General features: G+C 72.0%; 21 protein-coding genes. 1 reads left to right on the top strand and 20 read right to left on the bottom strand.

The genetic code is table 11. The features are described 5' to 3' along the window. Positions 1–18: 18 nt before the first annotated feature. The 19 genes from ACZ7LE_RS05510 to ACZ7LE_RS05420 form a co-directional block, all read right to left on the bottom strand. On the bottom strand, positions 19–1,269 hold the full coding sequence (locus ACZ7LE_RS05510; protein ID WP_470402312.1) for an epoxide hydrolase family protein: 1,251 nt from the start codon (positions 1,267–1,269) through the stop codon (positions 19–21). A 38-nt stretch (positions 1,270–1,307) separates the two neighbouring features. Beyond that, complete coding sequence (locus ACZ7LE_RS05505) at positions 1,308–1,778, bottom strand: nuclear transport factor 2 family protein (protein WP_470402311.1); 471 nt, start codon at positions 1,776–1,778, stop codon at positions 1,308–1,310. Positions 1,779–1,801: 23 nt separating this feature from the next. Further along, a complete protein-coding gene (locus tag ACZ7LE_RS05500) occupies positions 1,802–2,218 on the bottom strand; it encodes a nuclear transport factor 2 family protein (protein ID WP_470402310.1) in 417 nt (138 codons plus the stop codon). A 223-nt stretch (positions 2,219–2,441) separates the two neighbouring features. Beyond that, the gene (locus ACZ7LE_RS05495) at positions 2,442–4,622 is read right to left on the bottom strand and encodes an RICIN domain-containing protein (protein ID WP_470402309.1); all 2,181 of its coding nucleotides are present in this window, start codon (positions 4,620–4,622) and stop codon (positions 2,442–2,444) included. A gap of 93 nt (positions 4,623–4,715) precedes the next feature. Then, positions 4,716–5,222, bottom strand: coding sequence for a hypothetical protein (locus ACZ7LE_RS05490; protein ID WP_470402308.1), 507 nt, complete (start codon positions 5,220–5,222; stop codon positions 4,716–4,718). 43 nt (positions 5,223–5,265) lie between these two features. After that, positions 5,266–6,399, bottom strand: coding sequence for an N-methyl-L-tryptophan oxidase (gene solA / locus ACZ7LE_RS05485; RefSeq protein WP_470402307.1), 1,134 nt, complete (start codon positions 6,397–6,399; stop codon positions 5,266–5,268). 65 nt (positions 6,400–6,464) lie between these two features. Further along, positions 6,465–7,214 (bottom strand): SDR family NAD(P)-dependent oxidoreductase, encoded by a 750-nt coding sequence (locus tag ACZ7LE_RS05480; protein ID WP_470402306.1) that lies wholly within the window; start codon positions 7,212–7,214, stop codon positions 6,465–6,467. Next, entirely contained in the window at positions 7,211–8,125 is a 915-nt protein-coding gene (locus tag ACZ7LE_RS05475) for a fumarylacetoacetate hydrolase family protein (protein WP_470402305.1), read from the bottom strand. Before ACZ7LE_RS05475 ends, ACZ7LE_RS05480 begins: the two co-directional genes overlap by 4 nt. Beyond that, positions 8,122–9,045 carry an amidohydrolase family protein gene (locus ACZ7LE_RS05470; protein ID WP_470402304.1) on the bottom strand — a complete coding sequence of 308 codons (924 nt, stop codon included), beginning with the start codon at positions 9,043–9,045 and terminating at the stop codon, positions 8,122–8,124. The genes ACZ7LE_RS05475 and ACZ7LE_RS05470 overlap by 4 nt, the downstream gene beginning before the upstream one ends. Positions 9,046–9,087: 42 nt before the next feature. After that, positions 9,088–9,585, bottom strand: a complete 498-nt coding sequence (locus ACZ7LE_RS05465; RefSeq protein ID WP_470402303.1) for an RbsD/FucU domain-containing protein — start codon at positions 9,583–9,585, stop codon at positions 9,088–9,090. Continuing rightward, a complete protein-coding gene (locus tag ACZ7LE_RS05460) occupies positions 9,582–10,583 on the bottom strand; it encodes a ribokinase (RefSeq protein ID WP_470402302.1) in 1,002 nt (333 codons plus the stop codon). The genes ACZ7LE_RS05465 and ACZ7LE_RS05460 overlap by 4 nt, the downstream gene beginning before the upstream one ends. Next, positions 10,573–11,277, bottom strand: a complete 705-nt coding sequence (gene deoC, locus ACZ7LE_RS05455; protein ID WP_470402301.1) for a deoxyribose-phosphate aldolase — start codon at positions 11,275–11,277, stop codon at positions 10,573–10,575. The genes ACZ7LE_RS05460 and deoC overlap by 11 nt, the downstream gene beginning before the upstream one ends. A 94-nt stretch (positions 11,278–11,371) precedes the next feature. After that, positions 11,372–12,214 (bottom strand): carbohydrate ABC transporter permease, encoded by an 843-nt coding sequence (locus tag ACZ7LE_RS05450; protein WP_470402300.1) that lies wholly within the window; start codon positions 12,212–12,214, stop codon positions 11,372–11,374. Then, a complete protein-coding gene (locus ACZ7LE_RS05445; protein ID WP_470402299.1) occupies positions 12,211–13,125 on the bottom strand; it encodes a carbohydrate ABC transporter permease in 915 nt (304 codons plus the stop codon). Before ACZ7LE_RS05445 ends, ACZ7LE_RS05450 begins: the two co-directional genes overlap by 4 nt. 1 nt (position 13,126) lies before the next feature. Beyond that, positions 13,127–14,404: an ABC transporter substrate-binding protein gene (locus ACZ7LE_RS05440; RefSeq protein WP_470402298.1), complete on the bottom strand. Its 1,278-nt coding sequence runs from the start codon at positions 14,402–14,404 to the stop codon at positions 13,127–13,129. Between the two features lie 98 nt (positions 14,405–14,502). Further along, complete coding sequence (locus tag ACZ7LE_RS05435; protein WP_470402297.1) at positions 14,503–15,972, bottom strand: hypothetical protein; 1,470 nt, start codon at positions 15,970–15,972, stop codon at positions 14,503–14,505. Then, complete coding sequence (locus tag ACZ7LE_RS05430; RefSeq protein WP_470402296.1) at positions 15,969–16,982, bottom strand: aldo/keto reductase; 1,014 nt, start codon at positions 16,980–16,982, stop codon at positions 15,969–15,971. Before ACZ7LE_RS05430 ends, ACZ7LE_RS05435 begins: the two co-directional genes overlap by 4 nt. Then, positions 16,975–17,979, bottom strand: coding sequence for a hydroxyacid dehydrogenase (locus ACZ7LE_RS05425; RefSeq protein WP_470402295.1), 1,005 nt, complete (start codon positions 17,977–17,979; stop codon positions 16,975–16,977). Before ACZ7LE_RS05425 ends, ACZ7LE_RS05430 begins: the two co-directional genes overlap by 8 nt. A 46-nt stretch (positions 17,980–18,025) precedes the next feature. Continuing rightward, the gene (locus tag ACZ7LE_RS05420; RefSeq protein WP_470402294.1) at positions 18,026–19,168 is read right to left on the bottom strand and encodes a mandelate racemase/muconate lactonizing enzyme family protein; all 1,143 of its coding nucleotides are present in this window, start codon (positions 19,166–19,168) and stop codon (positions 18,026–18,028) included. Positions 19,169–19,278: 110 nt separating this feature from the next. Between ACZ7LE_RS05420 and ACZ7LE_RS05415 the strand changes: the two genes are divergently transcribed. Further along, entirely contained in the window at positions 19,279–20,016 is a 738-nt protein-coding gene (locus ACZ7LE_RS05415; protein ID WP_470402293.1) for a FadR/GntR family transcriptional regulator, read from the top strand. Positions 20,017–20,101: 85 nt separating this feature from the next. Here ACZ7LE_RS05415 and ACZ7LE_RS05410 read toward each other — a convergent pair whose 3' ends face one another. After that, positions 20,102–22,747, bottom strand: a complete 2,646-nt coding sequence (locus tag ACZ7LE_RS05410) for a right-handed parallel beta-helix repeat-containing protein (RefSeq protein WP_470402292.1) — start codon at positions 22,745–22,747, stop codon at positions 20,102–20,104. Between the last annotated feature and the right edge of the window lie 62 nt (positions 22,748–22,809).

Below are 22,809 nucleotides of genomic sequence, written 5' to 3'. Positions count from 1 at the left end.
GATGCCACGGTCCAGAGCTCAGCGGAGCGGGCGGAAGGTCGCGCGGATGTCCTCGACGACCGCCTCGGGGTTCTCCCACGGCGTGAAGTGCCCGCCGTGCTCGTGCGCGTTGAGATAGGTCGGGTTGTACCAGGGCTTCTCGGCGGGGTCGTCGAGGAACGCCTGGACCCGCTGCTCGGTGCTCACCCCGGGCGGGTTCTCGTTGCCGAGGAACGTGAGCCCGGTGGGCGCCTCGATGATCGGGGTGCGGTCGTGCGACGGCGTCCACGGGTACCGGTTGGCGTTGACGTACGAGCGGATCGAGCTGGTGATCGAGTTCGTGACCCACCAGATGGTCGCGTTCGTGATCAGGTGCTCCCGCGGGAACACGCTCTCGACGTCGCCGTTCGACTCGCTCCACTTGGTCCACCGGCGCAGGATCCAGGACAGCATCCCCACCGGTGAGTCCGCGAGGCCGTAGGCGAGGTTCTGGTTGTCGAGGATGTGCACGGCGACGTGCGACGCGTACCGGTCCTGGAAGGTCAGGATGCCGTCCCTGATCTCGTCGGACGCGCCGGGTGGCACCGTCGCGCCGCCGGTCAGGTCCCACGGCCGCTCACCCTGGAAGAGGTCCAGGTGGATGGCGTGGCCCAGCCAGATGCCGTACAGGTCCTTCGCGTACTTGTGGCCGAGCTGGCTCGTCACCAGGGCGCCGTAGTCCGCGCCCGCCGCGGCGTACCTCTCGTGGCCGAGGTGCTCGGTCATGAGCGTGTGCCAGAGCTCCGCCATCTTCCAGAAGTTCATGTCCGGGCGGCCGGCCGGCGTCGAGAAGCCGAAGCCCGCCAGCGACGGCACGATGACGTCGAACGCGTCGGCGGGGTCGCCACCGTGCGCTGCCGGGTCGGTCAGCGGCCCGATCACCTTGGACCACTCGCGGTAGCTCCACGGCCAGCCGTGGCTCATGATCAGCGGGATCGGCGCCGGCCCCACGCCGTCCTGCTGCACGAAGTGGATCGGCGTGCCGTCGACCGTGACCCGGTACTGGTTCGCCTCGTTCAGGGCGCGCTCGGCCGCCCGCCAGTCGTACTCGTCGAGCCAGTAGTCGACGAGCTCCTTCATGTAGGCCTGGCTGGTGCCGTAGTAGCCGTCGTTCTCGTCGATGTCGGCGGGCCAGCGGGTGTTGCGCAGGCGGTCCTTGAGGTCGTCGATCGCCTCCTGGGGGATCGCGACGGTGAAGCGGTGCTGCTCGAGGTCGGTCTTCTGGGCGCCGGTCTTCCGGGGGTCGGACATGGTGCTGCTCCTTCGGGGGTCGGGTACCGGCGAGCTCGTCATGCGAACTCCAGCCGGGTGCGGGTCTGGGTACGGGTGGCGATGCGCCACTCGCCGTCGACCCTGCGGTAGGTGACGTGGTAGTGGCCCCAACCGCGCATGGTGCGGAACGGCGGCAGGGTGTCGCCCGGGGCGGGCTCGGGGATCGCGCTGTCGCCCCGGAAGATCAGGTCGGACATCGCCCAGACCGCGGACGCGGTGTCGGCCGACTCGACGTCGATCTCGTGCGTGAACAGCTGGTGCAGGGGCTGCACGTCGCCGGAGTTGTGGGCGCCGAGCTGCTCCGCGATGTCCGCCGGACCCTCCATGTGGACGATCTCGTTGCCGTCCACGTCGAGCGAGCGGAACCAGCCGTCCTGCGTGAACAGCCCCGCGAGGTCCGCCCAGCGCTTGTGGTCGGCGTACCGGGCGTAGCGGGCCTCGACGCGGCGGATGTCCTCGATCGCGTTCAGGGTCTCCAGGTCTCTCATGGCTCTTCCCTTCCGTGTGCGGGTCAGAGGCCCAGGAGGCGCTTGGCCTCCAGCGGGTTGGTGTAGTCGCGCCAGGCGGCGATCTTCCCGTCACGGATCTCGTAGACCGCGAGGTTCTTGATCGGGGCCAGCGGCTTGCCGGCGAGGCCGAGACCGTGCACCTGCTCGGCGATCACGACGTCGCCGTCGACGGCCTGGTGGAGGGTCTCGAACCGGACCCCGGTGAACGTGCGGAACACGCCCGCCCACATCGCGACGAGGTCGGCACGGCCGTGCACCTCGGGGTCGCCGTAGTTCTCGAAGACGATGTCGTCGGCGAAGAACGACCCGAGCAGGGCGGCGTCCTTCTTCTCGAACGCGTCGACGAACGCACGCACGAGGGCGTCGTTGGACGCCTCGCGCTCGGTGGTGCTGGTGGCGGTACTGGTACTGGCGGACATGGGGCTTCTCTCCTCAGTTGGACTGTGCGGTCCACTGTGAGCCCCAAAAATTGGACCAGCAAGTCCAATCTTTGCGGTGGCCCCACGGACACCTTTGAGGCCCGGGTTTCTTCGCTTTGAGCCAGCTCAAAGCGAAGAAACCCGGGCCTCAAAGGTGATCGGGATCAGGACAATCGGGCTGATCAGGACGATCAGGCGGATCAGGCCAATCAGCCGGCGGAGGTCACGGCCCCGTCGTGAGGTACGTCACCTGGCGCGACGAGTTCACCGTCTCCCCCGTGTTGTTGATGACCCGCCGGATCGTGCCCACCCCGCCCAGCGACACGGTGACCATGTTGTGGAACCGCACGCCCGACCGGACCGGCACCTCGAAGGCCCGCGCGTTCGCCACCGCCGGGTTGACGTTGAAGAACGCGTAGCTGCCGAGCCCCCAGGCCTGATGGTCGGTCACGGCGTCGCCCACCTTGTAGGCGGCCCAGCCCTCGGTGGAGCCGTTCATGTACGCGGCCTGGTTCGGCGGGTCGTACGGCATCTCGTTCTGGTAGAAGTACGTGCGCCCGCGCTCGCCGTTCCAGATGGTCTGGTACTGCTGGTAGTGCTCGACGAACAGGCCGTACATCGTCACGTCGTCGCCGTTGACGATCAGGCCGTTGCGGCCGGTGTTGACGGTCCAGCCCACCGTGCCACTGTTGCCGTGGTCGGCGCGCCAGATCCAGGCGTGGTCGCCGATCACGTCGTCGCTGTTGACCTCCATGCTCACGACGGCCTTGCCGGCGACCGAGCCGCCCACCCGGATGAACACGTCGGACAGCACCGTCGGGTTGGCCGCGTGGTCGGCCGACGAGCCGGCCGGCCCCACCTGCAGCAGCACGTTCGAGCCGCCGGTCCCGGCGTCGAACATGATGCCGGCCAGCCGCACGCCGTCGACGTCGGCCACGCGCATGGCGTCGATGCCGCCCTGCGGCACGAAGGTGGCCAGGCCCAGCCCCAGCACCACCGTGTCCGCACGGTTGACCTGGAGCGTCTGGTTGATCGGGTAGGTGCCCGGCGTGACCAGCAGGTGCTTGCCGGCGGCGAGCGCCGTGTTCATGCTGGCGGCGGAGTCGCCCGGCCGCACCACGTGGAAGTCGCTGATCGGCAGCGACCGCCCGGCGGGGTTGCCGCCGCCCCAGGTGGTACCGACCGACCCGGAGCGCACGGCCGGGACGAAGACCCGGTAGGAGCCGTTGTCGTCGACGTAGAGGTACGGCTTCTCGGCGACCTTCGGGGTCGTGGCGATGGTCGTGTAGGGCGGGTTCGGGAAGCTGTTCGACGGCGTCCCGGTGCTGCCCACGAACACCTGGTTCCAGTTGGACCCGGTCCAGCTCCCCATGGCGGAGTTCCGCGTGAGGAACTGCTGCTGGGTGCCGGAGTTGATCTGGCCGTCGATCTTCGAGTCGGCGATGAACCCGCCGGACGACCAGCCGCCGTCGGACAGGGCGAGGCCGCCCCGCAGGTGCATGCGGCGGTAGGGCGCCGCCTGGGACACGGACCAGCGGTCGTTGCCGTCGGCGGGCGTGACGGACAGCCCTTCGGCGGAGCGCCAGAAGTTCTGCGTGGCGTTCTGCGAGCCGTCCGGCCACCAGTCGGCCTCGACGTGCACGTGGCCGTTGATGTTCACGTCGTCGGGCACCAGGCCGAGGCCCGCGACCTGCGTGAAGAAGCCGACGTTGGCGTCGACGTCGTAGGAGCCGGGGTAGAACAGCAGCGCCTGGCGCTGGGGGCCGAACTGGTTGGTCTCCTGCGCGTCGAAGACGCTGTTGAGCTTGGCCTGGACCGTGGCGTCGGACATGGACGTGTCGAAGACGGCCACGTTCGGGCCGAGGTCCGGGTTGGCCGGGTCCGGCAGGACGGGGTCGGGGTTCGGCTGCGGCACGGAGCCTCCGTCGTGCGTCCACTTCTGGTTGGCGGCGCCGGTGCAGGTCCAGAGCTGCACCTTGGTCCCGTTCGCCGTCGCGCCGCCCGTGACGTCCAGGCACTTGTTCGCGGCCTGGTTGACCAGGTCGCCCGCCGCGGTCAGGGTCCACCGCTGGCTCGCGAGCGAGGAGTAGCAGTCCCAGAGGTGGACGACGGCGCCGTTCGCCGTCGAGCCGTCCGCGACGTCGAGGCACTTGCCGCGCCCGCGCACGGAGCCGTCGTCGGCGAAGGTCCAGGTCTGGTTGGCGTTGTTCGCCGTGCAGTCCCAGATCTGCGGCCGGTTGCCGTTCGCCGTGGACCCGTCGGTCACGTCGAGGCACCGGCCACTGCCCGAACCGACGACCGTGCCCGTGGAGGCGGCGACCGCCCCGGGGGACGCGACCACCCCCAGCAGGCCCGCGAGCAGGACGGCGCTCAGTGCGCCGACCACCTTCCGAACACGTGACATGGCAGCCTCCGGCAGGGTAGGGCGCCGCATCGTCGCGGCGGCCCCTCACCCTACCGATCCACTTACTAACCTGTCAGTAGGTAAAACCCCGTATCAGCGCCGCCGGGGCAAGGGCTTGGGCTCGGCCGGGTCCGCACCCTCCCCGCCCGCCGGGACCGCCGCGGCCGGGGCCATGGCGGCGGCCAGCTCGCTCTCGTCGGCCGTCGCGCGGCAGTAGACCCGCTTGCCGGTGCCCTCGCACAGCTCGTGCAGGCCCGCGGCGAAGGCGTGCAGGTCCTCGGGCTCGGCGCGGCGGAACCGCCGGGAGAGCGACCAGTGCCGGACGACGTCGTCGAGCGTGGTGGGTCGCACCATGCCGAACAACGTGACCAGGTGGTTGGACAGCCGGATCAGCAGCCGGGCGCCGTCCGGGCTCTCGGCGACGAGCTGGGCGCTGCGCAGGCCGTCGTCGCCGGTAGGGCCGCCGAGCAGCCGCTCCAGCTGGCCCAGCACGGAAGCGGGATCGACCACGTGGGATGCCACGGCTCCGTCGATCTCGCCGCCGTCGATCGTCAGGGCAGCCGTCTCGTCGTCCGGGGCTGCAAAATACTCGAACCTCATGCGCGCATCTTTCCGCATGTCAGGGGGTGCTCGGCGCCATTCTTCACGCGAAGCGGTCCGGGTTCATGAAGCCGACGTCGCCGTAGGTCTGCTCGCCGACCGCGATCTGGGCCAGCAGCTCGCCCACGCCCGCGACGTGCTTGAACCCGTGACCGCTGTCGCCGCCCGCCATGACCAGGCGCGGGTCGCCGCCCGGGCGCCCCACGAGGAACTGCTCGTCCGGCGAGTTCGTGATCATGCACGGGATCGCCTTGACCGGCACCGGGTCGACCTGCGGGAACGCCGCCGCCACGGTCTCGGCCAGGCGGTCGACGTCGGTGCGCGGGTGGATGTACCGGTCGAGTTCGTCGGGGTCGGTGTCGTCGTGCCCGTGGTCGCTCAGCCCGATCTTGATGTGGAAGCCGTCGCCGCTGCCGTGGCCCCACAGCCCGCGCCCGTCGGCGAGCTCGTAGATGAACGACGGGAACGCCGACAGGTCGAACGGCTGCGTGGCGCCCGCCTTCGGCGCGAACCAGAACAGCGGCGTGCGCCGCGGCCGCAGCGGCAGGCCGGGCAGGAGCTTCGCGTTCCAGGCCCCGGCGGCCACGACGGCCTGTCCGGCCTCGAACACGGCGGTCGGCGTCGTCACGCGCACGCCGCCGTCCACGAGCTCGACCGCCGTCACGCGCGTGCCCGGGTACACCTGGGCGCCGGCCTCGACGGCCGCCCGGACCTGCGCGCGGACGTTGCGCTCGGGGAAGCACAGGCCGCCCTCGGGGTCGAGCACGGCGACCGTGCCGTCGTCGTACGCGGCGTACTGCGGGTACCGGCGGACCAGCTCGTCGTGCGTCAGGCGGTCCAGCTCGACGCCGGCCGCGGCGGCCGCCGCCGTCGTGCCCTCGATCACCCGCGAGCCCGGGGCGCCCACATTCAGGCAGCCGGTCTGCTCCACGTACGACTCGCCGTACCGCTCCCCCAGCTCGGTCCACAGGTCCAGCGACCGGCGGGCGACCGCGGCGAGCCCGGGGTGCTCCATGCAGGCGACCCGGAACAGCCGGGTCACGCCGTGCGAGGAGCCCAGGTTGTGCCCGACGTCGAAGCGGTCGATGCCGGCCACGGAGACGCCGCGCTCGGCGAGCCGCCAGAGCGCAGCGCTCCCGAACCCGCCCAACCCGACGACGACGACGTCTGAGGTCATGGTGTTCACCTTCGCACGCTAACCCGTGGCCGGACCGGGCGGGGTGGTCCGCCCGGCCGTCGAGATCAGGACACCGGGCGCACGCGGAGCGCGTGCATGCCGCCGTCCACCGCGATCGTCGTTCCCGTGGTGGACGCGGCCCGCGGGCTCGCCAGGTAGGCGACCGCCTCGGCCACCTCGTCCGCGGAGACCAGCCGGCCGTGCGGCTGCCGGGCCTCCAGGGCCGCGCGCTCGCCCGCCGGGTCGGCCGCGCTCGCCAGGAGCCGCCCGACCCATGGCGTGTCGACCGTTCCCGGGTTGACGGCGTTGACCCGGATGCCCTCGCGCACGTGGTCCGCGGCCATGGCCTGCGTCAGCGCGAGGACCGCGCCCTTGCTGGCGCTGTACAGCGCGCGCTGGGGCAGACCCGCCGTCGCGGCGATCGAGCAGGTGTTGACGATCGCGGCGGCGGGCGAGCGCCGGAGCAGCGGCAGCGCGGCCCGGGTGGTGCGCGCGATGCCGACGACGTTCAGGTCGAGCACCCGCAGCCACTCCTCGTCGGGGTTGTCCGCGACGGTGCCCTGCGCGCCGATGCCCGCGTTGTTGACCAGCACGTCGAGCCGCCCGAACTCCTTCTCGACGGCGGCCGTCGCGGCCTCCACCGAGGCGGCGTCGGTCACGTCGACCGGCAGCGCGAGGTCGGCGTCGGCCGCGTCAGGGTCCACGTCGAAGACCGCCACCCGGGCGCCGCCCGCGCGCAGCCGGCGCACGATCGCGGCGCCGATCCCGGAGGAACCGCCCGTGACGACGGCCACGAGCCCGTCGAAGGCGGTCATGCGTGCACCTCCGCGGTCTCCGTGGCGCCGGGGTCTCCCGTGGAACGGGACCACGCCACGTACTCCTGCCGCTGGCGGCCCAGCCCCTCGATCTCGACCTCCACGACGTCGCCCGGGGCCAGGTACGGGAACCGGCCCGACAGGGCCACGCCCTCGGGCGTGCCCGTGAGCAGCACGTCGCCCGGTTCGAGCGCGAGGTACTGGCTCAGGGTGTGCACCAGCACGTCGACGCCGAAGATCAGGTCCGACGTCGTCGAGTCCTGGCGGGGCTCGCCGTTGACCCAGGACCGCAGCCGCAGCCCGGCGCCGAAGGCGCGGTCCGGACCGTCCGCCTCGTCGGGCGTGACCAGCCACGGGCCCAGCGGCGTGAACCCGGGCGCGTTCTTGCCCTTGGACCACTGGCCGCCGGACTCCTCGATCTGCCACGCCCGCTCGGACAGGTCGTTGGCCACGGTGTACCCCGCGATCACGTCGCGGGCCTCCTCGGGCGAGTCGAGGTAGCTGGCGCGGCGGCCGATCACCACCGCGAGCTCCACCTCCCAGTCGGTCTTGCGGCTGCCCCGGGGGATGGTGACGACGTCGTCCGGCCCGGCCACGGTGTTCGGCGTCTTGAGGAAGATCACCGGCCGCTCCGGCGGGGCGGAGCCGGACTCCGCGGCGTGCGCGGCGTAGTTCATGCCCACGCAGACGACGGCGGACGGCCGGGCGACCGGGGCGCCGAACCGCGCACCCTCGACGTCCACCGGCTCCAGCGTCCCCACCGCGAGCGCCGCGCGCGTGCGCCCGACGCCGTCGGCCGCGAGGAACGACCCGTCGATGTCGGCCGTCAGCGGCCTCAGGTCGCGCCAGACCTCGCCGTCGTGCACCACGGGGCGCTCCTGGCCGGGGGTTCCGATCCGGGCGAGCTTCATCCTTGCTCCTCTTCTTCCTGGGGTTCTTCTGTCACAGGGACGGGCAGGCCGTACGCGCGCCGCGCCGTGCCGTGCCAGACGGCGTCCTGCTCGGCGGGCGTCAGCCCGGCCAGGAGGTCCGTCAGGGTGTCGACCCACTGGTCGTAGCGGGCGGCCAGGAGGCTGACCGGCCAGTCGGAGCCGAACATCAGCCGCCCGGGCCCGAAGGCGGCGACCGCGTGCTCGACGGCGGGGCGCAGGCCCTCGGCCGTCCAGTGCGCCCACGACGCCTCGGTGACCAGGCCGGACAGCTTGGCCGTCACGTTCGGCGCCGCCGCGATCGCGTCGATCGCCGCCGCCCAGTCCGCGAGGTCGCCCCTGGTGGTGGGGTCGTCGCCGGCGAGCGGCGGCTTGCCCAGGTGGTCCAGCACGAACGGCACCTCGGGTACCTCGCGCACCAGCCGCGCGACGGCGGGGAGCTGCTCGTGCCGGGTGACCAGGTCGAGGGCCAGGCCGGCGTCCGCGACCGCCCGCATGCCGCGGCGCAGGTCGGGGCGGTCGAGGTACCCGGGGTCGTGCTCCGCCTGGACCATCGACCGGACACCGACCAGGTGCGCGCCGCCCGGCCCGGACCGCAGCCGGGCCAGGGTGCCGGCGACATCGGGGGCGGTGAGGTCCACCCAGCCCACCACGCCCTGGACCACCGGGGTGCGGGCCGCGAGCTCCAGCAGGTCGACGGTCTCCGCCTCGACCTGCACCGACTGGACCACGACGGTCCCCGTCACGCCCTGGCCCGCGAGCGCACCGGCCAGGTCGTCCGGCGTGAAGTCGGCGTCGATGGCGCCCATCGTGCCGGGGTCGATCCAGGGCTGCGGCGTCCGCGCGCGGACCCAGAGGTGGTGGTGGGCGTCGATCTTCTCGGGCACGGCCTTGTGCGTCATGGCGTCATCCTTCCTGCCCCGTGCTTCCTGGCCCAGCCCGGCTCAGGCGAGGTCCGGGCGCACGGACTCGCTGATCAGCCGCCGTCGCTCCACGTACGCGGGCAGGATCGTCACCTCGTCGTCGTCGAACCACTCGAACGGGGCCGTCGAGGCGACCAGGGCGAAGTTGGCCCAGGGCTCGAACGAGCCGGACCGCACCACGACCTTGGCGCGCGGCGCCCACTCGGCGATGAGCGTCTCGTGCGTGGTCCCGTGGAACGTCGCCCCGGAGCCCGTGAAGATGTCCTGCACCTCGCCGTACAGGCGCGGGTGGTGGGTCTTGAGCTCGGTGGCGAAGTGCGCCTCCTCGAAGAACGTCGACTCCAGGAGCGCGCGCAGCACCGAGCGGACGTCGAGCTGCCCGCGGGTCAGGGCGAGGTCCACCCGGTTCGCCCCGTCCGGGATGGGGAAGCCCGCGTCGGTGACCAGCACCACGTCGGTGTGCCCCAGCGTGGCCAGGCTCCGGGCCAGCTCCGGGTGCAGGATCCGTCCAGCTCTCATCGTCGCGCCTCCGTGCTCGTCGTCGTGGTGGTCTCGTCGGAAGCCCCGGCGAGGAAGGCCTCGACCGTGGCCCGGTCCTGGTAGGACGGCACCGTCTCCCAGTGCTCGCAGCACAGCGCCGCGACCGTCCCGGCGAACCGCGCGGCGGAGGGCAGGTCCCGGCCCTCCCCGAGGGCCACGGCCAGGGCCGCGTTGAAGCTGTCGCCGGCGCCGTTGGAGTCGACGACGGCGACGCGTACCGGCGCCACCTCGGCCGCGCCGTCGGCGGTGACGACCAGCGCGCCGGCCTCGCCGAGCGTGATCACCACGGCCCGCGGGCCGAGGGCCAGCAGCCGCCGGGCCAGCTCGGCGGGCGGCGTCGCGTCGTCGGGCCCGAGGCCGAGCGCCACCTTGGCCTCGTGCTCGTTCGGGGTGAGCACGTCCACGCAGGTCAGGTCGGTACCGCGCAGGTCGACGGCGGGCGCGGGGTTGAGGATCGTGGTGACCCCCGCCGCCCGCGCCACGGTGAGCGCGTGCAGGGCGGTGGCGAGCGGGATCTCGAGCTGGGCCAACGCGACGTCGGCGGCGGTCAGGGCCCCGGCCGCCGCGTCGACGTCGGCCGGGGAGAAGCTGGTGTTCGCCCCGGGGTCGACGACGATCACGTTGGCACCCGCCGTGTCCTTGACGATGAACCCGACGCCCGTCGACTCGCCGTCCGCGACCCGCAGCCCGACCAGGTCCACGCCCTCCTGCTCCAGGAGGGCGCGGAACTCCGCGCCGTAGACGTCGTCGCCGATCACGCCGAGGTACGCCACCCCGGCCCCGAGCCGGGCCGCCTGGACCGCCATGTCGGAGCCCTTGCCGCCGAACGTCCCGCGGAAGTCCCGGCCGATCAGCGTCTCGCCGGGCGCGGGGATCCGGTCCGCCGTCATGACCAGGGCCTTGGCGTAGCTGCCGACGACGGCGACGGCGGCGCGCCCGGCAACTGCGGCCGGCCCCGCACCCGTCTCAGTAGGCATCGGGGTCACCCACGAGCCCGTCGACGATGGCCGGGCCCGAGCTGGTCCCGACCAGCTCCGCACCGGCCTCGAACAGCGACCGCATCTTCTCCAGCGAGTTGACCTTGCCGGACACCTTGACCCGGCACGGCGCCTCGATGTTCTCGGCGAGCAGGCGCACGTCGTGCTCCGTGGCCGCGAGGCCGCCCTTGCCCCAGCCCGAGGACTGCTTGACCCAGTCGACGCCCGCCTCGTAGGCGATCCGGGTGGCCTTGACCTTGAGCTCGTCCGTCTCCAGGAACCCGAACTCCAGCATCGCCTTGACCTTGACGCCCTCGGCGTGCGCGACGGCCACGATCTCGGTCACGTCGCGCGCGTACAGGTCCTCGTCGCCGCCGAGCAGGAGCCCCGGGTGCGGCGGGAAGTCGAACTCGTCAACGCCCTCGGCCACCAGGGCCCGCAGCGCGGCCAGGCGCATCGACAGGGTGTCGTTGGCCATCGGGAAGTTGAGGGTCGAGGCCACGCGCACGCCCGTCCCCGCCAGCACGTCCTTCGCGAGCGAGACCCAGTAGGGCGCGATCATCGCGGCGTCGAACCCGTACTCGACACAGGTCTCGAGGTGGGTGACGACGCCCGCCCGGGTGAGGTCCGGGTTGACGTTCGTGTACTGGATCGCCTGGGCGACCTGCTTGGAGTCGGTGAAGTCGACGGTCATCGGGGATCTCCTTGGGAAGGGTGGGTTGCGGGCGGGCAGGGCGGAGCCAGGCGGCCCGACGGCGGCGGGCCGTGACGACGGAGGAAGGGCGGGCTCAGCCCTTGACGGCCCCCGCGGAGAGGCCGCCCATGATGTGCCGCTGCATGACCACGAAGATCAGCAGGATCGGCACCACGGCGAGCAGCAGGGTGGGGAAGACGATCTCGTAGTTGGTCGTGTAGGTGGACACCGCGGCGTACACGCCGGTGGTGATCGTCCGGAACTGCGACCCGGGGCCGAGGATGAGCTGCGGGCTGACGAAGTCGTTCCAGGCGCTCAGCGCGTTGAGGATGAACGCGGTGGCGACGATGGGCCGCATGAGCGGGAACACGATGGTCCACAGGATGCGCTGGCGGCCCGCGCCGTCGATCGCCGCGGCCTCGTCGAGCGACCTCGGCAGCATCCGGATGTACCCGCTGAAGATGAACAGCGTGAACGGGATCATCGTGGACGACATGAACAGCACCAGCCCCGGCAGCGTGCCCATCAGCCCGAGGGCCTTGAGCACGAAGATGGCCGGGACCAGGATGATCTGCGCCGGCACGAACATGCCCGCGACGAAGAAGAACAGCAGGAACCGGAACAGCGGCGTGGGCGTGCGGGCGATCGTGTACGCGGCCGGGACCGACGCCCCGATGGCCACGACGTTGCACGCCACCACCAGGAACAGCGTGACGGCGTAGCCCTCGACCACGGGGAAGCTCGTGTTCTGCCACGCGGCCGCGATGTGGTCGGTGGTCAGGGTCGCCAGGTCGAACCCGAGCGGCGACAGCAGGATCTCCTGCTGCGGCTTGAACGCGTTGACGACCATGATGTACATCGGCACGAGCATGGCCGCCGAGAGCACGGCCACGACGGCGACCTGGACCGCCCTGCGGATCGGGCTGGTGCGCGTCATCCGACGGCCTCCGCTCCTTCTTCGGCCCGCCTGCGGAGCGCGATGATGGTGAATGACAGGATCCCGGCGACGACGACGAGCAGCACGGCCTGCGCGCACGCGAGACCCACCTTGTTGTTGGCGAACGAGACCGCGAGGATCTCGTACGCCCAGGTCTGCGTGGCGTCACCCGGCCCGCCGTTGGTCAGGCCCAGCACCACGTCGTAGACCTTGAGCAGCGACAGGATCGACGTGACGATCGTGACCGTCACGGTCGGCGCCAGCGCCGGCCAGGTCACGTGCCGGAACACCTGGGGGCCGCCCGCGCCGTCGAGCCGCGCGGCCTCCTGGAGCTCCGGCGAGACCGCCTGCAGGCCCGCCAGGTACAGGACGAGCTGCACGCCGAACTGCGCCCAGACGATCACCCCGATGAGGGTGACCAGCGCCCAGTCCGGGTCCGCCAGGAACGGCAGCGTGGACTGCCCGGCGTTCTCCAGCAGGTTGTTCACCGCACCCTGGGGGCCCAGGATCGCCTGCCACAGGAAGCCGACGATCAGCGCGGACAGCACGTGCGGGTAGAACATCACGGCGCGCGCGAACGTGTTGAACGGCGTCGTGCGGCGCAGCAGCAGCGCGAGGCCGAGGGCGGCGCCGTTCACGAGGAAGGCGCCGACCACGGCGATCACCAGCGTCACCCAGGCCGCCGGACGCAGGTCGCCGATCGGGTCGGCGATGATCCGCGCGTAGTTCTCCCAGCCCACCCAGGTGGGCGCCTGGCTCGGGATGCCGTTGTACTGCGTGAACGAGTAGTAGACGGCGTACCCGACCGGCACCACCGTCAGCCCGGTGTAGACGGCGGCGGCCGGAAGGGTCATCAGCCCGTTCGCGAGACCGCTGAGGACCCCTCGCCGGGTGGTCGTGGTGCGCGCCATGTCAGCCGAGCTTCTCCGCCTCGTACCAGGCGGTCAGGTCGCCGGCGACGTCGGCCGGGGAGCGGCCCTGCCACAGGCCCTGGACGAGCTCGGTGAACTTGGGGTTGAACCCCGCGACCGGCAGCGCGTAGTCGCCGACGGTCTGGTTGCCCGGCACCACGTACGACGGCGCGGCGTCGGACAGCTCCTGCACCATCCCCGCGTACTCGTTGCTGCTGGGCTCCAGGCCCTCGCGGCTGAAGCTGTCCATCTCCGCCTGGGCGGCGATGGCGGCCTCGTCCGTGGTCAGGTACTCGACCAGCGCGGTGGCGCCGTCCGGGTTCGCCGTGCCCTTCCAGACCATGTACGGGAAGGCCAGGGTGGCGCCCATCGGCCCGGGTGCGTCGGCGGCGTCGTCGACCGGCGGGGCGAACACGCCCACCTCGAACTCCGGCGGGGAGGCCGCGAGCGTGGTGCTGAACCAGGAGCCCATCGGGTAGATGCCGACGTCGCCCGCGATGAAGTTGGCCTCCTGGGTGCCACTGTCGGTCGCCACGTCGTCGGCGGTCGTATAGCCGGCGTCGATCCAGTCGGTGACGTGCTCGAACACCGGCTGGAACTGGTCGCCGAGGGCGGACGAGCCGTCTGCCACGCTCTGCTGCCAGCCCGGGGTGGTGACGTTCTGCTGGGGGTGCCAGATCTCCTGGACCTGGACGCCGGTGGCCCAGTCGGAGGCGAAGGCGATGGGGGTGGCCACGTCCTTGGCGGCGAGGGCGGCGAGGGCGTCGTCGAGCTCGTCCCAGGTGGTGGGCGGCTCGGTGATGCCGGCCTCCGCGAAGAGGTCCGCGTTGTAGTACATGAGCGACTGCGCCTGCATGCCGACGCCGACGACGTTGATCGTGCCGTCCGTCGAGTACAGGTCGGCCATCGGGGTGCCGGACGCCCAGTCGTACTCCGTGAGGTCGAGCACCTCCGGGGCGGTGTCGGGGCCGGGCACGATCGACTCGATGACGTCGGGGGCGGTGCCGGCCGCGAGGAGCGACGGGAAGGACTCGGCGACCGACTGGCCGCTGGGCCCCTCGATCTTCACGTCGATCCCGGTCTCGTCCTCGAACGGCTTGACGAGCTCCTCCCACTTGGCCTGCGTGAGGTTGTCCGTGATGTTCACGAGCATGCGCACGGAGCCGTCGGCGGCGGCGTCGCCGCTGCCGCCCTCCGAGCCGCAGGCCGCGAGCGCGAGGACCGGGGCCATGCCGAGCACCACGGCTCCGCGCGCTCGGCGCTGGAACGTAGTTGACATCTTTGTCTCCCTACCTTGGGGGTCCGAGCCGGGCCCGGTCGCGGGCCGCGGCTAGTTGTCATACATACTACATGTGCAAAGTTCGGTGCAAGGGTGCGCTACGCGTCGCGCAGGTGCCCCCGGTACGGCAGCTCGCCAAGCACCGACACGTCGGTCTCCCGGACCCCGTCGTCGAGGCGGTAGATGCCTTCGTCGGCCACGAAGAAGTGCGGCGCCCCGGGGAGCTCCAGCTCCCGCGGCAGCGGCTCCTTGTCGGTCCAGGCGAAGTACGAGCGCCCGAAGGTGTCGCGGTCCTTGCGCCCGTAGAGGCTGAGGTCGCCGGCCGTCTCGGGGCTGAGGACGGCCCAGTGCACGCCGTCCTCGACCCAGTACGCGCGGTCGGAGAGCAGCACGGACTGCCGGTCGGGATCCGCGAACACCTCGGCCCAGAACGAGTCGAGCGTGCTCACGTGCCGCACGAGGAACATGAGGTCGTGGGCGTGCCACGCCGTGCTCGGGGCGACGTCCGCCTCGTTGTGCCAGCCCGTGGCCGACGCGAAGTACCCCGCCGGGGTCTGGTACCGGGCGTAGGTGGCGAGGCACGCGTCGACGAACCGGCCGAGCTCGGGGTGGCTCACCTCGGCCAGGATCTCGTCGATGCCGTAGAGGCTCAGCCCCATGCCCGCGATCAGCATGGGCGTGGTGGTGCGCAGCACGGTCTCGCCGCGCACGTACCAGTAGCGGTGGAACCGGGTGCAGCCCCGTTCGTCCACCCAGGCCGAACGCGCGACGTGCAGGGCCAGGCGGACCGCCTCGTCGAGCAGGTCGCGACGGCCGAACCGGCGCGCGCCGAGCACCAGGGGCACCATCATCAGCCCGTAGTACTCGGCCGGCTCCAGGATGCCGCCGCCGGCCCGCTCGGTCGGCTGCCGGTAGGCCCCGGCGCTCTCCTCGTCCGGCACGCCCGGCGCGGCGCTCAGCCGCACCAGGGCGTCGAGGTCGTCCTCCAGCTCGTCCGCGTACCGGTCGTCGCCGGACAGCTCCGTGTACCGGAGCTTGGCCCAGACCCGCGCGTACTCCTGATTGACGGTGCCCTCCGGTGTCGGCCGGCCGCCGCCGTACACGCGGCAGGCCTCCAGGTTCGCGGCGACGGCGGCCAGCACCTCCTTGACCTCGGCGGGGTCCAGCAGGTGCCCGGCGTGCCGCAGCCCCTCCAGCAGGCCGATGCAGCCCGCCATGTTGTGGATGAGGCCAGCCGTGGCCGACTCCCCGACCTGGAACCCGATGTGCTGGAACTGGCCGTCGTCCTGGACGGTGCGGGCCTGGAACAGCATCATCCGGCGCCACAGGTCCAGCCCGCGGTCGTCGGGGTGCCGGGCCAGCGCCTCGGCGAACGCCGCCGTCGCGGGGGCGGAGAACGCCTGGTGCCCGCTGGTGAAGTCGATGAACGTGGCGGGGTTGGTGCCCCACACGCTGTGGTTGTGGAAGCCCCGGATCTGGCCCTCCGCACCCACCCAGGTGCGCATCCAGCGGGCGAGCGCGGTCACCTTCGGCGACGTCGCGGGCCCGGTGGCGTGATGGGTGGTCATGACGTGCTCCGTCCTGTGGATGGTTCGTGCGGCGCGAGGCCTTCTGCCGGCACCAGGCCGAGGCGGTCGAGCTCGGCCCAGAGCTCGCCGGGCACGTCGCGCGCGATCCGTTCGGCCGACGTCGTCACGTGCTCGGCGGTCCGCATGCCCATGACCACCGACGACACGGCGGGGTGCCGCAGCGCGTACCGGGCCGCGAGGTCGGGCACGGTCACGCCGTACGGCTCGGCGACGTCCGCGATGCGGTGCACCCGGGCGACCAGATCGCCGGGCGCCTCCGCGTAGTCGAAGCGCGCGCCGGGCCGCGGGCGCGGGTTCGCCAGCAGCCCCGAGTTGTAGACGGCGGCCGCGACCACCGCGACCTCGCGCTCGACGGCGGCGGGCAGCAGGTCCTCGACGGCGGCAGCGTCCACCAGGGTGAACCGCCCCGCGCACATGACGACGTCGACGTCGGTCTCCCGGACGAACCGGGCGAGCATCGCCGACTGGTTCATCCCGGCGCCGACCGCGGAGACCACACCCTGGTCGCGCAGCTCCACGAGGGCCTGGACGCCGCCCGTGGACGCCTGCCCCCAGTGGTCGTCGGGGTCGTGCAGGTAGACGACGTCGACGCGGTCCAGCCCGAGCCGGCCGAGGCTGGCCTCCAGCGACCGCAGCACGCCGTCGCGCGAGAAGTCCCACTCGCGCCGGTGCGCGGCCGGGACGGCGAACCCGCCGTCGTCGGACAGGTGCGCGCGCTCCGGCGTCGGCACCAGGGCTCGCCCCACCTTGGTGGAGACGACGAACTCGTCGCGCGGGCGCCCCGCGAGCGCCACGCCCAGGCGCCGCTCGGACAGGCCGAGCCCGTAGTGCGGCGCGGTGTCGAAGTACCGGATGCCGGCATCCCAGGCGGCGTCGACGGCGTCGCGTGCCTCCTGGTCGGTGGTCTCGCGGTAGAGGTTGCCGAGCTGCGCGGCGCCGAGGCCGAGCTCGGTCAGGCGGGTGCCGGTGCGCAGGGTGTGCTCACGCATGCGGTGCTCCCAGGTCGTCGGGGTGGGCGAACGGCTGGCCGGCGGCGTACCGCTCGGCCTCGGCCGCCACGAGGTCGCCGATGCGGTGCAGCTCGCCGCCCGCCGACCCGGCGACGTGCGGCGTGAGCACCACGTTCGGCAGGTCCCACAGCTCGCTGTCGGACGGCGGCGGCTCCTGCTCGGTGACGTCGAGCACGGCGTCGAGGCGGCCGGTGCGCAGCTCCGCGACCAGTGCCGCCTCGTCGACGACGGCGCCGCGCGCGGTGTTGATCAGCGTCGCGCCGTCGGGCAGCAGGGCAAGGATCCGGGCGTCGATCTGGCCGGCCGTCTCCGGGAGCAGCGGCTGGTGGAGCGAGAGCACGTCGCTCTGCGCCGCGACCTCCTCCAGGGTGCCGTACCGCGCGCCGAGCGCCGCGGCGTCCTCCGGGTTCAGCTCGGGGCTGTACACCACGACGTCGAGGTCGAACGGGCGCAGCAGCTCGATGACCCGTCGGCCCACCTGGGACGCGCCCACGATCCCGACGGTCCGGCGGTAGTTGCCGAGGTTCGGGGACTCGTGCTCGCGGTCGGGCAGGCGACGGGTGGCGCGGTAGTCCCGTTCGGCGGCCCGCGTGCGCTTGTTGGCCAGCAGGATGGTGGCGAGCGTGTACTCGGCGACGGGCAGGGCGTTGATCGCGCGCGCGTTCGCGGCGACCACCCCGCGCGCGGCGTGGGCCGCGGGTTCGTCGAGGCACGTGGCGGCCACGCCCCCGGCGTAGAGCACGGCGCGCAGGCGCGGGGCGTCGGCGACGCCGACCCGGGGCGCGCCCCAGCCCGCGAGCAGCACCTCGGCGGCGGCGAGCGCCTCACGGGCCGCGGCGGACCCGGTCTCGGTCACCACCTGGGCGACGTCGACGTCGAGCACCGCGGCGATCCGCTCGAGGGCGCCGGGCGTGAAGACCTGGCCCACGAGGGACGCGGGCCCGAACGCCAGGACGGCGCGGGGGCGCTGGGACATGGTGGTCATCTCTCTGTGCTGGGCCGGTGGGTCGGGCTGGGCCGGGTCACGGCCGGCGCGGGGCGAGCCGCAGGCCGGCGTCGGCGGGGCGGACGTGGGGCCCGGCCGGGACGGACCACGCCCCTGACTCGCGCTGCGCGGCGATGACCGCCTCGTCCACCTCGATGCCCAGACCGGGCGACCTGCCGAGAAGTATCCCGCCGTCGGTGAACTCCTGGTCCACGTTCAGCCCGACGGGGGCCTCCAGGTCCTGCACCTCGGTGACGAGGTGGTTGGGCACGGCCGCCGCAGCGTGCGCCACCGGGTTGGCGTCGTACGCGACCGGGCTCACGGGCAGGTCGCGGCCTAGGGCCAGCACGGATACCCGCAGGAAATGGGTGATGCCCCAGACGCTCCCGGCCTGCACCACACCCAGGGCGTCGGCGTCCAGCAGCTGGCGGTACTGCTCCAGGCCGGTGAGGTTCTCCCCGGTCGCGACAGCGGCCTGCACGCCGGACACGACGGCGCGGTGCCCCGCGACGTCCCAGCGCCGCACGGGCTCCTCGATCCAGGTGAGGTCGACCTGCTCCTCGACCCGGCGGGCGAGCCGGACCGCCTGGTGCCGGCCCCACGACTCGTTCACGTCGTACATGATGGCGGGCTGGTCGCTGTTGACGCGCAGGACGTCCCGCACGGCCGCCAGGCGCTTCACGTCGCGGTTGATGTCGAGGCCGCCCTTGACCTTCGCGCCGGTGTAGCCACGTTCGGCCCACCGTTCGTAGAGGCCGACCAGCTCGTCGTCGTCGAGCGCGTACTCCAGACCTGAGGCGTAACCCGGCACGAACCGGTCGCTCGCGCCGAGGGTCTGCCACAGCGGCTCCCCCGCCATCTTCGCCTTGAGGTCCCACAGGGCCATGTCGAGCGCGCCGATGGTGCCGAAGGTGCCGCCGTGGTGCCCGGACTTGAACACGAACGCGAGCATCCGGTCGTACAGCGCGGTGACGGCCCGCGGGTCCTGCCCGTCCAGGGCGGGGAACACGCGCTCGATGTCGGCGTGCGCGCCGAGGCCGACGCCGGTCAGGCCGCCGTCGGTCTCGACCAGCACGATCGGCACCTCGGTCACGCCGCTGGCCACCACGCCGTTGACGTCGCCCACGGGGCGACCCCAGCGATGGATCGTGGTCAGGCTCCGGTACCCGGTGATTCGCATCGTGCTCCACATCGTCGTCGAGACAGCACGCTCGCGACCCTGCGCCAGCATGTCATTCATAACTTATGATACGAGTGACGATAGTACAACACTCGACTACGCTCTCTCTGGTGAACTCGACACCCGCGGCCGGCGCAGCCGTACCCCGCCCCCAACGGCACCGGCCCCCGCTCGCCGCGGCTGTCGTCAAGAGCCTGGTCACGGCGATCGTCGTCGGCGACTACGCGCCCGGCTCCGCACTGCCGCCGGCCGGCGTGCTGTGCGAGCAGTACGAGGTCAGCCGCACGGTGATCCGCGAGGCGACCACCACCCTGGCCGAGAAGGGGCTCGTCGCCACGCGCCAGGGCTGGGGCACCGTCGTGCTCGACCAGGAGCAGTGGAGCCTGCTGGACCCGATGGTCCTCGACGCGCTGTTCCAGCGCGAGGACCGGCTGGTCTACCTGGACAACCTCGTCGAGGTGCGCGCCACCCTGGAGTGCGCCATGGCGGCGCGGGCCGCGAGCCGGCTGGACGCCGCGCAGCGCGCGGCGCTCACGGCGAAGGCTGAGGAGCTCGCGGGCCTGATGGACGACCCGACCGCCTACGCGGCGGCCGACGTCGAGTTCCACGAGCTGATCCACCGCGCCTCGCAGGACGCCTTCGGCCGGGCGATCGTGTCGAACATCCAGGGCAAGGCCCTGCACACGCCCCAGTACAGCGGGCACCCCACGCGCGAGGACATCGAGCTGACGCACCAGCAGCACACGCACATCCTGGACGCGCTGCTGACGGGCGACGCCGAGGCGGCGTCGGCCGCGATGCACGACCACATCACGGGCAGCTGGGCCCGCCGCCGCCCCACAGACTGACCCGCCCGCCCCGCCCGCCTCGTTGAGTGCTGGGTATTTGTGCTGTGGAACCGGTTCCACCCCACAAATACCCAGCACTCAACAATCAGGGGGTGGGGTGGAGGCGGTTCCACTCCGTGACCCAGGGTTCGCCGAAGGCCTTGGCCACCGCACCCGTGGTCGAGAAGCGGAGGGTTTCCGGGTCCAGGCCTGCGTCCTCGAGCGATGCCGGGCGGACGACGTTCGTGCCGACCTTGGCGCTCCACCTCGACAGGTCGTACGTCTCAGCCGGGGCCGAGAAGCTCGCCGAGCCGGCCGCGTAGTCGCCGCCGCCGATCACGACGGAGTGGTCGAGCTCGATCCGCGCGGGCGCGTACAGCGAGTTCGCGCTGTTCCACACCGTGGCGCGGTCGCACCCGTTCGCGGCGTCGGTCGCGTAGTCGGCCGCCGTGCAGGCCAGCCCGGTCGCGGTGACCCGGGGCACGTACCAGTCGGCGATCTCCGGGTACACGATCGGGGTGCCGTCCGAGTAGGTGTGCTCGCCGCTCGTGTAGTGCTCGCGCCAGGTCGCCACCGTCTCCGGCGTCGCGCTGTACTTCTCGCCCGGCCGGACATCGAGGAACGTGTTGAACCGGCTGTGCACCACCCAGGCGTTGGACACCGGCAGCGACTTCTCGCCCTTCTGGTGATACATCATGTCGTGGCCGGTGCGGTCGACGTCGATGAAGACGTTGTCGTTCGCGGAGTTGCTGTGCCCCGACTGGAAGAACACGCCGGAGTGCGCGCCCTGCACCACGTTGTGGTGGAACCGCATGCCGGACGCGCCGTCGTCCATGTAGAACGCGTCGTTCGAGCCGCCGATCTTCTCGAAGTGGTTGTACGCCACCTCGTTGCCGAGGAACGTGTAGTCGCGCCCCGTGTAGACCACACCCTGGTCGCCCGCGTTCTTCACCAGGTCGTAGAAGTGGTTGTGGTTGACCCGCATGTCGTTGCCCATGATCTGCACGGCCATGTGCGGGGCGTCGTGCACGTAGTTGTGCTCGAATGTATTGCCGACACCGTACAGGTACCCGGCCGGCGTGTACGTGGCGAGCTTGGAGAACCGCGCGATCTCGTTGTGCCGCGCCACGTTGTCGCCGCGTTCCAGGGTGCTGCGGTCGCCGCCACCGAGCAGCACGCCGCCCCCACCCAGGTCGTGCAGGTACGAGCCCTGCACCACGTTGTCGCGGCCGCCCTGGAAGGTCTGGTAGTCGGGCATCGCGGTGATGGTGTCGGCGGGCCGGCCGATCCGGACGGCGTCCATGCTCACGTTCGAGATCTCGACGTCGTCGATCAGCGTGCCGACGGCGTCCAGGAGCTGCACACCGCTGACGAGCGAGCCGGTCATGCCGAGCCCGCGCAGCGTGACGCCGGTGGTGCCCTCCAGGTGGAAGAAGTTCTTGTCGAAGGACATCAGGGAGATGTCCTTGCCCTCGACGGTGCCGCCGTCAGGCCGGTAGTAGAGCACGTCGTGGCCGTCGTACCGGTCGATGTAGTACTCCCCGGCCGCGTCCATCTCGGACAGCACGTTGACCACCTTGACCTTGGTCCACTCGTCCTGCGGGATGTACATCGAGGGGTACTTGGCGTAGAGCCGGTCGTCGTTCCAGGACAGGAGCCGGACCATGTCGTTGGCGTAGTTGTTGCCGAGGTAGCCCGACAGCCACGCCTCGGTCTCGTACCGCGAGCTGTCGACGTCCTCGATCCACCGCGGGTCGAGCTGCACCGGCACGTCGGCGTACTCACCCAGCCCGCGGCCGCCGAGGTCGTCCACCACCGGCTCGGCCTGCGGCGCCCAGCGCTGGTAGCGGTCGCCCTCGGCGGCCCGGCCGCCGACCGTGAAGATCGACGGCGTCATGGTGCGCATCCGCTCTGACGACCACGAGCCGCGCTCGTCCGGGTCGGCCAGGGTCTGCTTCTTGTCCTCGAACTGGCCGCGCGGCGTGGTCCCGCTGCGCTCCCAGGCACCCTGGGCGCCGAACCGGCCGAGCAGGTCCACGTTCATCAGGTCCTGCGGCCCGGGCGCGCCCCACTTGCTCCCGGTGCCCCACAGGTGGCACGCGGTGTCCTTGGTCTCGCAGGCGTTCCCGTTCGGGTACTCCGCGAGCGTCTGGGTGGCGCCGTCGACCACGAGCTCGGGCGCGAACGGCTGCTGCACCCAGTTGAAGCCGTTCTTGTACAGCGTGCCGGGGTCGATCCCCTGCGCGCCCAGGTCGTAGACCCAGACGCCGTCGCGCAGCGCCTGGGTGTCCAGCCGGGTGTTCGCCGTGTACTGCGGCTGCGTCAGCTCGTCCGCGCCGAGCTCGTCGAGCCGCTGCCAGCCGTCGGCGGGCAGCTCGTGCGTGCCCGTGATCGTCACCTCCTCGCCGCGGTACGCGGTGTAGGTGACCCACGAGTGCGCGGCGCCGCTCAGCGCGACGGTGTCGTCCAGCACGTACTCGCCGCCGCGGAGGTTGACCGTGCCGCGGTGCCGCTCCGAGGTACGCCCCGCCAGCGCGTCGCGCGCGGCGGCGATCGTGCGGAACGGGGCCTGCTTCGTGCCCGGGTTCGTGTCGTCGCCCGTGGGGGCGACGTACACGACCAGCTGGTCGTGGGCGGACGGCGGCGGCAGCGCCGACGCCGGGGCGCCGGCGCCGACCGCCGCCACCGTCGTGAGCGCCAGGCCGGCGGCGATCGTGCGCAGCCGCGCGCCCGGGTGGATCCTTCTCGCCATCGAGAGACTCCCTCGTCGTGTGCCATGCAGGGAACATGTATGACATGTGCACACTAGAGGGC

The sequence above is a fragment of the Promicromonospora sp. NPDC110617 genome (assembly GCF_055598465.1).
This window is presented reverse-complemented; position numbering and strand designations above follow the sequence as displayed.